Annotated in this window: 5 protein-coding genes; all 5 read left to right on the top strand. The window is 39.9% G+C overall.

What is annotated here, in order from left to right:
* The first annotated feature begins 81 nt into the window (after nucleotides 1–81).
* The 5 genes from FSZ17_RS20490 (at nucleotide 82) to FSZ17_RS20465 (ending at nucleotide 17049) form a co-directional block, all read left to right on the top strand.
* Complete coding sequence (locus FSZ17_RS20490; protein WP_057773829.1) at nucleotides 82–3900, top strand: S8 family serine peptidase; 3819 nt, start codon at nucleotides 82–84, stop codon at nucleotides 3898–3900.
* Between the two features lie 495 nt (nucleotides 3901–4395).
* The gene (locus tag FSZ17_RS24030; RefSeq protein ID WP_146846543.1) at nucleotides 4396–7953 is read left to right on the top strand and encodes a S8 family serine peptidase; all 3558 of its coding nucleotides are present in this window, start codon (nucleotides 4396–4398) and stop codon (nucleotides 7951–7953) included.
* A gap of 255 nt (nucleotides 7954–8208) precedes the next feature.
* Nucleotides 8209–11754, top strand: a complete 3546-nt coding sequence (locus FSZ17_RS20475; RefSeq protein ID WP_146846541.1) for a S8 family serine peptidase — start codon at nucleotides 8209–8211, stop codon at nucleotides 11752–11754.
* A gap of 272 nt (nucleotides 11755–12026) precedes the next feature.
* Entirely contained in the window at nucleotides 12027–16169 is a 4143-nt protein-coding gene (locus FSZ17_RS20470) for a S8 family serine peptidase (protein ID WP_057773827.1), read from the top strand.
* A gap of 226 nt (nucleotides 16170–16395) precedes the next feature.
* Nucleotides 16396–17049: a DUF2238 domain-containing protein gene (locus tag FSZ17_RS20465; RefSeq protein ID WP_057773825.1), complete on the top strand. Its 654-nt coding sequence runs from the start codon at nucleotides 16396–16398 to the stop codon at nucleotides 17047–17049.
* Nucleotides 17050–17353: the final 304 nt, after the last annotated feature.

Raw genomic sequence — 17353 nt, 5'->3', positions numbered from 1 at the left:
ATGTCTAAGGGTACTAAATATTCGGTGCAAGGCGTTTATTAATATTTTCTGTAGCAATAAGTTGGGAAAAGGAGAGTTATGATGGGGAAAAGCAGAAAGAAAAAAATCATTAACGTAATGGCTGCAGGCTTGACTACTGCAGTGCTTTTGGGAACAAGTTCGGTGGCTTCATTTGCTGATGATACCAACGCCGAAACGCCTACTATTCAGGTACCTCAGCCGAAGGAGAATTCCCGAGACGTCGATACGCACAAGATTACTCTTGTCACCGGTGACGTTGTCACGGTAGAAAAATATAGTGACGGAAATCTAGTGAGCACACTTGTACCTAGTGAGGATGGCACTCCAGTTTCATTTACTCAGAAAACTATTGATGGTGACACTTATTTGATTCCCGATGAAGCGACACCATTTCTGGCGGCTGGCCAAATGGATGAGGAATTGTTTAACATAACGAAATTGATTGAGTATGGCTACGATGACGATCATCAGTCAAGTATTCCTTTGATTGTCACAGAGGAATCTGGACAAGCTAATTTTTCTGTCAGCACTGCATTTGATGAAGCTGTGTCTACTGGGGCAACGAACAAAGTAGATCTTCCTAGTGTGAATGCCGTCGCAGTAAAAACGAATAAAAAACACGCCAAGAAATTCTGGGATGCTGTTGATGGAGAGGCAAATACAAAGCAAGCTCAGCCAGAGCCTGAGCTAACGGAAGGTATTAAAAAGATTTGGCTGGACAAACCAGTTCATGCTTTACTTGACAAAAGTGTTCCGCAGATTGGGGCGCCTGCTGCATGGGAAGCCGGATATGATGGTAAGGGCGTGAAAGTGGCTGTTTTGGACACAGGGATTGATCCAAATCATCCTGATTTTAAAGATTCTAACAATCAATATATCGTCAAAGAAGCAAAGAACTTTACAACGGATCCTGATTGGGTCGATCATCACGGGCATGGTACGCATGTTGCTTCGACGATCGCGGGATCTGGCGCCGCTTCCGGCGGGAAAAATAAGGGGGTAGCTCCAGCTGCAGAGCTTTTAGTCGGGAAGGTGCTTGATAATAATGGTGATGGTACTGAATCGGGAATCATCGCTGGTATGCAATGGGCTGTTCAGGAACAGGCTGATATTGTCAGTATGAGCATTGGTACGAATACACCGAGCGATGGCACGGATCCAATGAGTCAAGCTGTCAACAATTTGAGCGAAACTAGTGACACATTGTTTGTCATTGCTGCAGGAAATGCAGGATCAAGGAAGAGTACTTTAGGATCGCCAGGGGCGGCAGAAAAAGCATTGACGGTTGGGGCAGTTGATAAATCCCAAACTGAATTTTTAGCTGCCTTCTCAAGCCGCGGTCCGGTTATCAATAATTATAGAGTGAAACCGGAGATTACGGCACCAGGAGTAGGGATCATAGCGGCTCGTGCTGCTGGCACTAACATGGGTACCCCAATCGATGATAACTACACTTCGGCCAACGGTACATCAATGGCTACACCACATGTTGCTGGTGCTGCAGCCATTCTAAAACAAAGACACCCGGAATGGACGGGAGATCATATCAAGCAGGTTTTAGCTGGCACAGGTGTAATGAATATTCGCTATACACCATATCAGCAGGGTGGCGGACGTGTAGATGTTGTGAAAGCCTTGGATGCTAACGTCTTTAGCAGTCCTGCAGTCGTCAGTTTGGGACCTGCTATGGTAGATGATAAGCCGGTCGAAAAATCGTATAAATATGTTAACCCATCTGATCAGGATGTGACATTGAATCTTGCTTTGACAGCAAAAGGTGAAAATTTAGTAGAAGCGCCTGCTGAAATGTTCACACTGAATCAGTCAACGGTCACGGTGCCAGCACATGGTAGCAGTGAGGTAAAAGTGACATTTAATCCAGCACTTGGGAATGTTCAGGATTATAAAGTTGTGGTTAACGCTATTTCAAGTGACAACCAAACAATCAACACAACTATTGGTGCAACAAAGACTGAACCATTAGTTAGAGTAAATCTTCAAACGATTGACCGAAACGGAAAACAGACCTATGGTGAAATCATCGCGACCAACTTCGATACGGGGAAAATTACGCAGATTTACCCTACTATTGGTTCAGATACTACCCTCCTTTTGCAGCCAGGGCGTTATTCTGTGATGGGTACCATAAAAACGATTGACGAGACCGGAAGAACCCAGGACTATACCCTTGCTGGTGAGCCTATGGTGGAAGTGAAGTATAAGGAGGAAAAGACCATTACGCTGGATGCCCGATTAGGTAAGGAGGTAAAGATCTCGACGCCTAAGGAGTCTGAGCAGGGTGGATGGCATATCGGCTACCGCAGAGCTATGGGCAAAGGCACAGTTGACTACATGTTGGGAGCGAGTAGCGCTATTTGGGATCACGTTTATGCAGTGCCGACAGAGCCATTGAAGGCTGATGAAGGAACATTTTCGTTTGAATTCGACCAGCGCAGGTATGCCCCTGTCATCAAGGCATCTTATGACGGGTTAGGCGGATCAATCCCACTAGAACCGGTAGGCTTTGTACCTAGATTAGATGGCCCTAGAAACCTAAAAGCGGTAAACGTAGGTAAGGCATTACCGGAGGATCTAAGCGGCAAGGACATCAGTGGTAAGCTTGCGGTTGTCACCCGTGATGCAAATCAGACTACTGCCCAACAGATTAAGGCTTTGCATGCTGCAGGTGCAGAAGCGGTAGTCCTCGTTAACGACAGAACAGGAATATACGCTGCTAGCGTACTAAGAGCTGATAACATCGCCATCCCTGCCTATACACTTGGACAGGAAGATGGAACGGCACTTCTTAACCGAATCGCGAACGGCCCAACCTTAATCAACCTGAGGGGAATCGCTAACAGCCCGTACGTATACAACATCCAGTTGAGTTGGCCAGGTGTAATCCCTGCAGAAGTTGCTGAAGAAGTGACGGCAGAAAACTCTGCCGTGGTAATGAACCATTACCGTGGCACCAAAGGTAAATACGTTGGCGAGACGACATCGCCTATTCGCCCGGACGAGGTTATGGTAACTAATGTAGTGAGATGGATCGACACTCCACTAGATAGGGAAGAGTGGTACTCTACTGGTAGCAAGTTCCCGAGAATGGAGAAAATGAGATGGTTACAAACAGTTTATCCAGTCCTAACTAATATTGGCCAACACGTGAGTGATGCAATGTGGAACTATCTGCCGGGCGATAAACGTGAACAGACTTGGTTGGGTGCTGCAATCGGTCAGTCTCAGTCCATGAATGCGTACCGCGAGGGAGACAAATTTTTCATTCAAAATCATGAGTTTGGTGATAGTGAACCTACCCACTGGGGTGATTTCTACACAATGCCAGGTTATGATGTCTCGAAGGTTCGGATGTTTAAGGACGGAACCCTTATCAATGAAGGTGGTTGGTTCGCGAATTCAAACCCAATTGCTGTTAGCCCTGAAGCTGCGACTTACCGTGTTACGATGGACACACAGCAAACGATGTGGTCACCACTTTCTACAATGACAAGCATGGCTTGGACCTTCAAGTCCGCTCGACCAGCGAACGGGAAGGAAGACCTAGCATTATTGTGGCCGAGATATGACTTTAAGCTTGATGGGGAGAACAAGGCAAAAGGTGGGATCACCGACCATTTCGATCTATCATTCGTACTTCAATCCGGTGCTACTCCAGACATTCGTGGGGTTGAGGCTGAAGTATCCACTGACGATGGCAACACTTGGAGTACTGCAAAGGTGCAGAAAATCGAAGGTGGTCACTACACTGTGACAGTGAAAAATCCAGCATCCGGCTACGTGTCACTGCGCATCAAAGGATGGGATGCAAACGACAGCCAGATCGAACAAACCCTGATCAGGGCATACGCTGTGCGCTGACCTTCAAAATTCACATCAATAAGATTTTTAAAAAGCTGAATGTAAAAAGCCGTTCACAAGCAGTCATTTATCGCAGATTAACGGGCAGTAAGACCCCCACTTCAAGGATTCGCGTATACAAAGAAGAGTAAGTGGGGGATCAACTGCCCGTAAAGGCCCGTAAAATGAACACAGACTAAAAGCGCCACATCGTGTGGCAACGTCTGCGTGACCCACTTCCTGTGGGCCGCAACTAACCATCAGTAGGGGATGAAGAACCCCACTGATGGAAGTTTCACTTTATGCCGTTCGAAATCAACTTGTGCCATTTTCTTATAGAACTATCCTGTACCTTCATAAGGTGCGGATAGTTCTTTTGTTTTATGCTGGTATAGAACCAATAGCAGTAAAAGTTACAACCTTTGATTAATTTTTGGAAAGTTAAAAATACTAGATAATAAAGATAGAATCATAGTTTACTAGTTTCATTATTTTAAAAGATGAGGTGATTTGTGAATGAAAAAAAGAAAAATGAAAGCATGGAAAGTTATGACCACAGCCGCAATGACATCCTTATTATTTACATCACTTACCGTTTTTGCAGAAAGTGATGATATGCCAGCTGAGTCGCAAATGGTTGAAGAAATGGTGGAAGAAGGAGGACCATTATTTTTTGATACGGATAAGATCGAAACAGGTCAAGATGATTCACTTTATAAAGACGTAAAAAAAGAAGGTTTAGTTGAAGCACATAAACCGAATGATACTGTTCGTTTCATCGTTGAAGTTGAACAACCAACAGCAACTGACCTTTCTCCAAAAAACAAAAAATCTTTGTTTAAGGAAAAACAAGACAAAGTAATTGAAGATATTTCGAAGAAAAATAAGTCTAAATCAAATTCTCCTTCTAAAGTAAAACAACGCTTTTTCGAAAGTTTTAATGGTTTTAGTATAGAAACAGAGTTTCAAAATATAAAAGAAATCCAGTCTATTCCTGGGGTTGTGAATGTCCATATTGCTAGAACATTCCAGGAATCAATGGCTGCAAGTAAAGAATTAGTACAAGCTCAAAAAGTATGGGAACAATATGGCTATAAAGGTGAGGGATTAGTAGTAGCAGTCGTAGATTCAGGGATTGATTATACACATCAAGATATGACATTAACTGATAAAGCAAAGGCAAAAGAGAAATTAACTCAGAGTGGAATTAAAAGTAAATTGGATGAAACAGCTGTAAACGATGTTTGGTATTCCGATAAAGTCCCAACAGGCTATGATTGGGCTGACGATGATACTAATGTCATTCCTGCTGGAAATGGAAGTTCGCATGGTACACACGTTGCTGGAACAATTGGAGCAGACGGGGACGAAACGAATGGCGGAGTCGAGGGTATTGCACCAGGTGTTCAACTCTTAGCTGAGAAGGTGTTCTCCGATAAAGGTGGCGGAGCCTATGAGGATGATATTATTGCTGGAATAGAGCATGCAGTAACAATGGGTGCAGATGTGATAAACATGAGCTTAGGTTCTGATGCAGGCTTTGTAGGGGAAGAAAATGATCCGATACAAAAAGCTATTCGAGTTGCGACAGAACAAGGTACACTTGTTGTAGTAGCGGCTGGTAATTCCGCTTATAGTACTAAACATAATTTATTATTTCCATCTGCTTATAGTCCATACGCAGAAAATCCTGATATTGGAACAGTTAGTGAGCCATCTGTAGGTCCATACGCTTTATCAGTTGCTTCTTATGAAAATACACAAATGCATTTAAATACTTTATCAGAAACAAATGGTTTAAAGCTTCCTTTCCAAGATCAAACTCAATTTGGAAAGCCGAACTTTAAACTCTCAAATTTTTTAAATCCGAATGAAGAGTACGAGCTAGTATTTGTAGGCGAAGGTTCCAAGAATGCTGACTTTACTAGTAATGGTAAAAACGTAGCAGGGAAAATTGTCGTAGCAAAATTATTGAATCAATATACTTCTTATTCTTTTATTCAGTTTAACGCAGCAAAATTTGGAGCAAAAGCAGCAATCATCATACCACCAGATAGTATGGCTGATTATCCATATCTAAGATTGAGTGAATCTTCAATTCCAGCAGCTACAACGGGTAAGGCTCCAGGGCAAGAACTAATTAATAAACTAACGAATAATCAAATTGTAAAGATGAAATTAACAGGTGATACTTGGGTCGATAATGCAAACAAAAACACGATGTCCTATTTCTCATCCATTGGTTCACCACATACATTAGATTTTAAACCTGAGATTTCTGCTCCTGGTGGAAATATTTATTCGACTGTACCCGGAAATGATTATGAAATTATGAGCGGTACATCGATGGCAGCTCCTCATGTGGCAGGCGGTTCGGCATTGTTATTGCAGGCACTTTATCAAAAAGGCTTAACACATTCACAAGATACGGTATTAAAGGCAAAACTAGCTTTAATGAATACATCGAATATTGTGATGGATCCTAGAACAAATGGGGAAGTGCCATATTCTCCACGAGTACAAGGGTCAGGTTTAATGCAGATTCAAAATGCAATTAATACACCTGTTATTGTTACTAATAGAAACGCGCCTTTAGAACAAGCAGGATCAGTAGCATTAAAGGAAATTGGTCAAAATACAAGCTTTAAATTACAAATGGAAGCATTAGATGCCCCTAAAGCTAAAAATAATAGTGATAATATTGAATACAATGTTTATGTAGATGTCCTGAAAGATAAGACTGAAATGAAGGAATTTGATTTAGATAATGATGGGAAGCTAGATTCAAAAGAGTATTTAACATTAACAAGTGAACGTATTAATGATGCGACTGTCACTGTCAATGATACTATCGTAACTGACAAAAAAGGAGCATTAGTTAAAATCAAACCAGGTCAAACAAAAATGCTGACTGTTAACGTATCTTTACCAGATTCCTTAAAGAATAATAGTTTTGTAGAAGGATTTGTTCGTCTTGTACCAGTAGCGAAAGACCAGGATAAAGCAGTGCCACTAACTGTTCCTTATATGGGCTTCTATGGAAAATGGGATGAACCGCAAAATATTGATCTTCCAGCATGGGAAAAAGATGCATTTTTAGGTTATACCGCACTTTGGGATGGCACATCAGAACGTTATCCAAAGGGATATAATCCTACTACTGGCACATTTGATCTTAACAAAATTGCCATCTCGCCTAACTTCCATCTAATCGGTATTTATTCTTCCTTTACTGCTATACGTAATTTACAAAAAACAGAAATGTATATCGAAGATCAATCAGGAAATATCGTTAAATATTTAGGTGATTTCAGTGAATTTACAGGTAAGCCTTGGAAATTCAGAAAAAATATTATGTCATTTGGGGACACTTATTACAATGAACTTTACGCTTGGGATATGAAAGATGAGTCTGGACAATTTGTACCCGATGGAAATTATCAATATGTCATTAAAACGACATTAGACTATCCAGGAGCAAGACCACAAGAAGTTAAAATGCCTGTGAAAGTAGATTCCACACTGCCTAATGTTATAGACATTAAGGTAACCCCAGTAGATGGAAAATACGAAATATCCTGGAGTGGTACAGATAATGAAAATGGAAGTGGATATGCTGCTGCAATGGTTTGGGTTAATGGAAATTACTATACACCAGGAAATAAGACTACATTACTCTTAAACTACGAACCAAAAAGTATTGTTGTTGTTGGAGCGGATTACGCATATAATCACTCTTACAACGTTTGGGGAGATCAAGATCCAAAATATATGAGCGAATGGATGGTTCTTTCCAATTCAAGTGTATATCCGACAAAAAATATAAACCAAAACACTCCAGCAGAAATTGATTATTTTGCTCAAAACAGATCAGACTGGACGTTTAATGTAAAAGATATAAATGGAAATATAGTCGATATGTTTGAATTTAATAATGAAAAAGAAGTTCATACAGAATGGACACCTAAACCGGACCTTCCAAATGGAGATTACTTTATCTCAGCTGATGTAGTGTCAAAAGACGGCTTTAAAGTGACAACAACACCTAAAAAAGTAACGGTTCTTCATCAATAAACCGATTGCGGCCCAAGTGAGGATAATTCACTTGGGTTTTTTCATGCCTGGTGCATAGTGCCATTTCTATACGTATAAGATGAATGATTAAATAAAAAGTCGCGGAGTAGTACTTTTGTTTTATAGAGGTATAGAACCAATTGTTTTAATAATTAATCCTTTTGTTTAATATTCAGAAAGTTAAAGATACTAGATAATAAAGATAGAATCATAGTTTACTAGTTTCATTATTTTAAAAGATGAGGTGATATGTGAATGAAAAAAAGAAAAATGAAAGCATGGAAAGTCATGACCACAGCCGCGATGACTTCCTTATTATTTACATCACTTACCGTTTTTGCAGAAAGTGATGATATGTCAGCTGAGTCGCAAATGGTTGAAGAAATGGTGCAGGAAGGAGGACCAATATTTTTTGATAAGGATAAGATCGAAACAGGTCAAGATGATTCACTTTATAAAGATGTAAAAAAAGAAGGTTTGGCTGAAACATATAAACCGAATGAAACTGTTAGATTAATCGTAGAAGTTGAACAACCAACAGAAATGGAGCAAATAACCAAGAGTAAAAAAGCTTTTTATAAACAAAAGCAAAATAAAGTAATCGAACAAATCTCAAAAGAAAAAAATTCTAAATCAAATGATCCTATTAAAGTGAAGCATCGTTTTTTCGAAGGGTTTAACGGATTCAGTATAGAAACAGAGTTTCAAAATATAAAAGAAATCCAGTCTATTCCTGGGGTTGTGAATGTCCATATTGCTAGAACATTCCAGGAATCAATGGCTGCAAGTAAAGAATTAGTACAAGCTCAAAAAGTATGGGAACAATATGGTTATAAAGGTGAGGGATTACTTGTAGCGATTATCGATTCTGGGATTGATTATACGCATGAAGATATGACACTAACTGATCAAGCGAAGGAAAAGGAAAAATGGACTCAAGAAGGGATCCAAAGTAAATTTGCAGAAACAGATGTAAATGAAATTTGGTATTCCGATAAGGTACCAACAGGATATGATTGGGCAGACAATGATTCTAATGTCATTCCTGCTGGAAAAGGTAGCCCCCATGGGACACACGTGGCTGGAACAGTTGGAGCAAGTGGAGACGAAACAAAGGGTGGAGTCGAAGGTGTTGCACCAGGTGTTCAACTATTAGCGGAGAAAGTATTTTCAGATAATGGCGGTGGTGCCTATGAGGATGATATTATCGCAGGAATTGAGCATGCAGTTACTATGGGTGCAGATGTTATCAACATGAGTTTAGGTAATGATGCAGGTTATGTAGACGAAGAATTTGATCCTATTCAAAAAACCATTCGAGTTGCGACAGAACAAGGTACTCTTGTTGTAACGGCAGCCGGTAATTCAGACTATAGTACAAAAAATTATATAATTCCCTCTTCGTTAAGACCATATGCAGAAAATCCTGATATTGGAACAGTTGGTGCACCGGGTGTAAGTCCATATGCGATATCGGTTGCTTCCTATGAAAATACGAAACTTCATTTAAATGCATTGGCAGATGCAAGTGGTTTTTCGGTGCCGTTCAAAGACCAAACGCAATTTCCAGCATCGTATAATTTTAAAGTCTCTAAGGTTCTTTCACCAGATGTACCTTATGACTTGGTATATGTAGGGGAAGGAAAGAATGCAGCAGATTATCCTAAAGGAAAAACTGACTACATTGCAGTAGTTAAACTATTAAACTCATATAGTACTGTTTCATCCATTCAGTGGGAAGCTAAGCGTGCTGGAGCAAAGGCGATTATTATGATACCACCTGCAAATTGGTCAGATTATACTACGCTACCAGTAACGCCAACTGCAGCACCAACGGCGTCAACAAGTAAAGCTGTAGGTGAAGCATTATTAAGTAAAATGAGTAGTCTGCCAAACGGTCAATATTTAAGTATGAAATATACAGGAGATACTTTCGTTGACAACCCAGCGAAAGATAGTATGTCTAGTTTTTCATCGATGGGTACACCACATACACTAGATTTTAAACCAGAAATTTCGGCTCCTGGAGGAAATATTTATTCTACAATACCAGGTAATGATTATGAAGTGATGAGCGGTACATCGATGGCAGCACCTCATGTTGCAGGTGGTTCAGCTTTGTTACTTCAGGCGCTATATCAAAAAGGATTACCTCATTCAGAAGATACTGTTTTAAAAGCAAAACTAGCTTTAATGAATACGGCTAATGTTGAAAAGGATCCAAGAACAAATGGAGAAGTTCCATATTCACCACGTGTACAAGGGTCAGGGTTAATGCAAATTCAAAATGCCATTAATACACCAGTCATTGTAACAAGTAGAAATACGCCTTTAGAACAAGCTGGGGCGGTTGCTTTAAAAGAAATAGGTCAAAATACAAGTTTTAAATTGAATATGGAAGCATTTGACGCTCCAAAAGGTAAAAATAATAGTGATGATATTGAATACAAAGTTTATGTCGATGTATTAAAAGATAAGATAGAAATGAAGGAATTTGATTTAGATAGTGATGGGCAATTGGATTTAAAAGAGTATTTAACATTAACAAGTGAACGAATTGATGGTGCTAAGGTTACTGTAAATGATAAAACAGTTACAGAAACAGAAGGAGCATTAGTTAAAATCAAACCTGGCCAAACAAAAATGCTGACTGTTAATATATCATTACCAGATTCCTTAAATAAAAACAGTTTTGTAGAAGGGTTTGTTCGTCTCGTCCCGGTTGCTAAAGACCAGGATAAAGCAGTTCCTTTAACTATTCCTTATATGGGCTTCTATGGGAAATGGGATGAGCCACGAAATATCGATGCACCTGCATGGGAGAAGGATGCATTTGTAGGATATACAGCCCTTTGGGATGAGAATTCAGAAAGATATCCATTGGGATATAATCCATATACGGGAAGGTTTAGTCTTAATCATATTGCATTTTCGAAAAACTATATACTCGATGGTATTTATCCGTCCTTCCAAGCCTTACGTAATTTAGACAAGACCGAAATGTATATTGAAGATCAATCTGGAAATCTCGTAAAAAATTTAGGCGATTTTAGCGAATATACTGGTACTCCATGGAAATTTAGGAAAAATATCATGTCTTATGGGGATACAAAGTACGGCGGATATAAATGGGATATGAAAGACTCATCCGGACAATATGTACCTGATGGTGTTTATCAATATGTTATCAAAACAACATTAGATTATCCAATGGCAAAACCACAGATAGTCAAAATGCCAATTACGGTAGATTCCGTCGCTCCCACCGTTTCAGATATTAATGTAACGCCAAAGGACGGAAAATATGAAATTACTTTCAATGCCGAAGATAATGCTAGTGACTTTAATTCTGCTATTGTTTATGTAAATGGTCAATATAATGAAGTGCCGCTTGAAAAAAAATCTCTAACTGTCAATACAGAGCCGAAAGGTATGGTCATTTTAGCTATAGATTATGCAGGAAATATATCTTGGACTACGTGGGGAGATCAAAGCTATAATAAACAAAATATGGCCATTCAAACAATCGGTATTACTCCGACTGCTGGTCTTAACCAAAACAAGCCAGCAAGGATTTCTTCGTGGGCTTATAACAGAGTAGACTGGACGATAAATGTTAAAGATGCAAATGGAGAGATAGTTGATACGTTTGAAGTGAAAAATGAACATTCACTGAAAACACAATGGCTTCCTAACGCGGACCTTCCAAATGGAGATTACTTTATCTCAGTTGATGTAGTGTCAAAAGACGGCTTTAAAGTGACAACAACACCTAAAAAAGTAACGGTTCTCCAACAATAAACCGATTGCGGCCCAAGTGAGGATAATTCACTTGGGTTTTTTCATGCCCGGTGCATAGTGCCATTTCTATACGTATAAGATGAATGATTAATTAAAAAGTCGCGGAGTAGTACTTTTGTTTTATGGAGGTATAGAACTAAATGATAGTAACCAATACTTCCAAAGTTTAATATTCAGAAAAATAAAAATGTGAGATGATGTTAAGAGAATCATATTCTACTATTTTTAAATAGTTTCGAAGAGGAAAAAGTAAAAAGTGAAGGAGATGCAGTATGAAGAGTAGAAAAATCAACAAGATTCTTACAGGAACGCTAGCGGTTGGCATGTTATTATCTCAAAGCGCTCCATTTAACGTATTGGCGGAAAGCCCGTATGAGCTGAATCCAGTTGAGAATGCGGAAGAGATCCTGACGAGCCTGTCTGCGGAACAAAGAAAGGCATTAGAGCAATTGAATGCAAGTCCAAACTTTACGATTTCTCCGGATATTGATTTGAATAGCCCGGAATTAGTCAAAATCATTGTGGAATTCACTCAGGCGCCTGCAAAAATTGAAATGATGAAACAAGAAGCGAAAGGAAAAAAACTATCATCTACTGATGCGATAGAGAAAGTGGAAAAAGCTCATGAAGATTTTAAACAGCATGTGCAATCATTAAAAGCACAGAAAAGCTTAAGCAAATATAAAGTGGAAGACATAAATATTACTAGAGAGTATAGAAATGCCATCAACGGTGTAGCGATGACGTTACCTGGTGTGGCAGTGCAGGATTTGCTGGAATCAGGTGTAGTTAATCGTATTTTTAAAGATTACGAGGTAAAGGTGGAACCACCTGTAGAAACAGAAGAAGTCATTGATCCTCAAATGGCGGACAGTATTCCGCAAATTGGCGTGGACAAGCTTCATGCCGAGAACATTACCGGTAAGGGAATAAAAGTCGGTGTTCTTGATACTGGTATTGACTACAATCATCCAGACTTAAAAGATGCTTATAAAGGCGGATATGATTTTATCGATAACGATGCCGATCCGATGGAAACGACCTACGAGGATTGGATCAATGCTGGCAAGCCGGAATATCCTGGCTTAGTGTACTACACAAACCATGGGACACATGTCGCAGGGACGATTGCAGCCCAAAAGAAAAACAATGTTGATTATGCAGTGAAAGGGGTAGCACCTGAAGTAGATTTATATGCTTATAGAGTATTAGGACCTTGGGGAGGGGGAGAATCAGCGGGAATCCTTGCTGGAATCGATCAAGCGATTGAAGATGGCATGGATGTCATCAATATGTCGCTTGGGGCAAGAACGAACGATCCGTTATATGCTACTTCTGTCGCGGTAAATAACGCCATGCTATCAGGAGTTGTGGCAGTTGTTGCCGCAGGCAACAACGGGCCGAACGAAAAAACTCTTGGCTCCCCAGGAACAGCTGCACTCGGTATTTCAGTAGGGGCAAGCGATGTATCTATGACCATTCCTGCATTCAGCGGAAGCGCTTCCACCGAAACATTTGAAAACATCCAGCTTCTAGGAAAGGATTTTTCTGATAGGTTAGAAGATTTAGAAGGACAATCATTACCAATTGTATTTGCAGGACTTGGAAAAGCTGCAGATTTTGAAGGGAAAGATGTTAACGAAAAGCTAGTGTTGATTCAGCGCGGGGAAATCACGTTTGATGAAAAAATCAAAAACGCTAAAAACGCTGGAGCCAAAGCGGTGATCGTGTACAACAATGTCGACGGGCAAATACCTGCTTACTTGGGCGAGGGTGTCGGCTTAATCCCTTCTTTCCGTCTGTCAAAAGTGGATGGTGAGCGATTAGAAGGGCTGGGTGAAGGTTCTTTCACATTTGAAACGTTAAGTAACACAAAAACGGAAGGTGATCATTTAGCAGAATTCAGTTCGCGCGGACCGGTAAATGGAAATTATGATATTAAGCCGGATGTTGTCGCTCCAGGTGTGTCGATTTTCTCTACAGCACCGGAATATATCAATGATTCGCAAGATGGCATTCATTACGGTAATGCCTATGTACGCTTATCGGGCACGTCTATGGCTGCTCCTCACACAGCAGGTACAGCAGCATTAATTCTGCAGGAGCATCCGGAATACACTCCTTTTGATGTAAAAGCGGCACTCATGAATACATCGGACGATTTAAAAGAGGATTATTCTGTATACGAAGTGGGTGCAGGACGAATCGATGCTTATCAAGCGGTTCATACAGATACCTCCATTAAAGTATTGGACAAAACACAAAATGTAGAGAACGGAAATATTGTGGAAATTGCCGAACAAACAGGTTCTATTATGTTCGGCAGACATTTTAAGCAAGATGATAAACCAGTGGAAGCGAGCAAAAAAGTAGTTATTCAAAACAAAGGTAAGGAAGAAAAATCATTTAACGTGGAAGTGGAGTATCACGGCGAGCGTACAGGCATTCAAGATGCAGTGAAGAATGGAATACAAGTTGAGGTACCGGCATCTCTTACAGTGGCAAGCGGACAATCACAGGAACTGCAGCCGAAAATTACGATTCCTTCTAGTTCAGCGAAAGGCAGATATGAAGGATATATTCATGTAACGAATACGAACAATCCGTCCGAAACGTATCAAATTCCATTCGCTGTCATGGTGACAGAAAAGGGATTTGAATATATAAAAACAAATACACCATCTGTAACAAATACAACACCTTTTTGGCAAGGTTTAAGCACTACGGTTCACGGAATAACGAAGTTGAATAGCCCAATGAAAACAATCGATGTGCTTGTTAAGGACAGTAAAACAGGGAAAGCTGTAGGTTTTGTGGGAACAGCGAACACTAGTAAGTTGCTAACGGACAGAGAAACTTATCTTCCAGGAGCATTCAGCGGTACTGTCTATCCATTTACAAACGATCCTTCTAAGCCAATTGGCGATCTTCCTGTGAAGCTTCCAGCAGGCGATTACATACTGGAATTTATTGCGCACGATGAGGAAGGGAAATCATATGTTGCAGATAATCCGCTTATTGTGGACAATACAGCACCGGAAGTAAATATGGATAAAAAACCGGGAGTAATCGAGGTTAATGACTCCATGTTTACAGTAGAGGATGGACAAAAAGCGGTATGGCTGCATGGAACAGCTAAGGATGAGACAGTGGACGTATTACAATCCAAAGGCTTGAACGTTGACCAATCATCCAACAGCATGGGTTACTCTGCAAACTCTGCATTCATAAATGGGTACTTCCCAATCCAAGCGAATGGGGATGTAAAATTTGGAATAGAGGAAAGTGATATTGCAACAAAACCTCTAAAATTGACTTTGACTACGTCTGATATTGCAACGACATTTAATAAGCAAAACTATGTCTTCTTAAAAGAAGGCACGGAATATACGACTTCTAGTTATGATAAGAAAGACGTAAAAATTGACGATACAGTTACGATGACACTTAGTCTCAATAATGTGAAGCAGCTTGTATCCGGGGAATTCCAGGTGGAATTCAAGAACGATTTGTATAAGTTTGAGAATGTAAAACTGAACAATGCAGTAAATCAGTATGCAGAGGAAAAAGGCTTGGAAGTATCGCTGCAAGAACCTGTGGTGACAGAAGGAACTCTCACTAATACGGTGAAAGTCGGTGCATCTATGAAAGGGAATGGATTCAGCGGTATGGAAGGAGATATGCCTTTCCTTGATGTAACGTTCAAATTAGTAAGTGATGCATTTTACGATAATGTTACAAGTTTTAATGTACTACAGGCGTCTTATATGAAAGCGGAACAAACAGCAGCTACTGCTATTCCTTATTTCGGTACAGAAAGCTTTAACATCATTCCAACGCATTCGAGAGTAATGGGTGCCATCTTACCGGAAGCATTTTTGAGAAATGACGGTAGTTTGCTAAAAGGTGATTATACAAAAATTGGTGCCCAAGTATATGTGATGTCCCCAAAAGGTAAAAAATATCAGGGGACAATTAATAGTAGAGGGGAATACACGATTAAGGGTATCCCAGCTTCTACTGAAGCATACACAGTTGTTGTCGATGTTCCGGGACATCTCAAAGCGATGAAGAAATTCATTCCTGGATATTCTGTAAACGGTGAGATGCGAGGGCAACATTTTAGATTAGGTAGTAAAGGCCTTGCGGGGGACGTGAATGGTGACAGCATGATTGATATCCTTGATGTCCAAAGTATCGCGGAGGCATATGGTACGAATGATCCATCGATCGTTCCGCAAGATCTCAATCAAGACGGCGTGGTGAATGAAACCGATATTCGTTTCGTTGAGAAAAACTTCTTAACGAAGGGGCCGGATGCACCTGCTAAAAAGCAGTCAAAAGAATCACTAGGCAATGGGAAGAAAGATTTGGCATACTTCCTGCGTCTTGTCGGTCTAGAGCCGAAGCAATAATAAGGGATTTTGATCAAAAAGGGAGGAATGCGAAGCATTTCTCCCTTTTATATTTTCAAACATAAAGATTGTTTAATATTTATTTTGGTTTCTAGTTTAATAAAATCAACACTGGACAACATATAAAAAACATAATTAAAAAACCTTCTTCTGTCCTGAGAATTAGGCTAGGAAACTTCTTTCCTTTACAACTTGAGAATAAATAAGAAATGTAGGAGTGGGATTAGTGGCTAGAGATAAAGGTACAATTATTCATATTTTTTTACTGCTGATTGTTGCATCAGTTTTTATATGGTCAGTTATTCGGCCAGCAGGATACTTAATATGGACAATGGAAGTACTTCCAGCAGTTGTAGTACTAATCATTGCAATTTGTACTTATAATAAGTTTCGTCTTACCACGCTATCCTATGTCATTATTGCCATACTTTCGATTACGATGTTCATTGGCGGACATTATACCTACTCAAAGGTTCCTCTCTTCAATTGGATAAAAGATTATTTTGATCTAAATCGCAATCACTATGACAGGTTTGGGCATTTCTTGAAGGGATTAATTGCTATTGTGATAAGAGAAATTTTAATAAGGAAATCACCATTAGTAAAAGGCCCATGGTTAGTTGCAGTTGCATTAAGTTTTTCACTTTCCATTGGGGCCTTATATGAAATTATTGAATGGCTAGCTTCAAAAATAACGCAAGGCAAAAAAGCTTCTACAGAATTTTTAGGGACACAGGGTGATGTTTGGGATTCACAGTGGGATATGTCATTAACATTGATTGGTTCTATAATCGCACTCATCATCTTTTCAAAACTCCATAACAAGCTGATAGCCAACTTAAAAAATAGAAAACTCACTGAAAAAAATACTTCCAAATAGATTTTTACACAAAGATTTGAATGAAAGAGCTACACCCTTTTTTGTAATCAAAAAAGGGTGTAGCTCTTTTAAGTCCCATAATTTCTTCAAAATATTTACCCTTTTAAAGGTCAGTATTGATACTGCTATTTTGTCGTTGATTGGAGCGGAAGGCGCGAGATCCTCGAAAATGCATTCGCATTTCCTTCGTGCGTTGTTTATTCGGGGAAGATTATTCAACGTCCTGCGGGAAATGCGTGTCCAGGGGAGACCCCACAGGAGCGTTAGCGACGAGGAGGCTCCCTGACCGCCCGCGATCGCTAAG

The sequence above is a fragment of the Cytobacillus dafuensis genome (genome assembly GCF_007995155.1).
GTDB classification, from domain to species: Bacteria; Bacillota; Bacilli; order Bacillales; family Cytobacillaceae; genus Cytobacillus; species Cytobacillus dafuensis.
The sequence above is the reverse complement of the archived record's forward strand: the minus strand, read 5'-3'. Positions and strand labels throughout refer to the sequence as shown.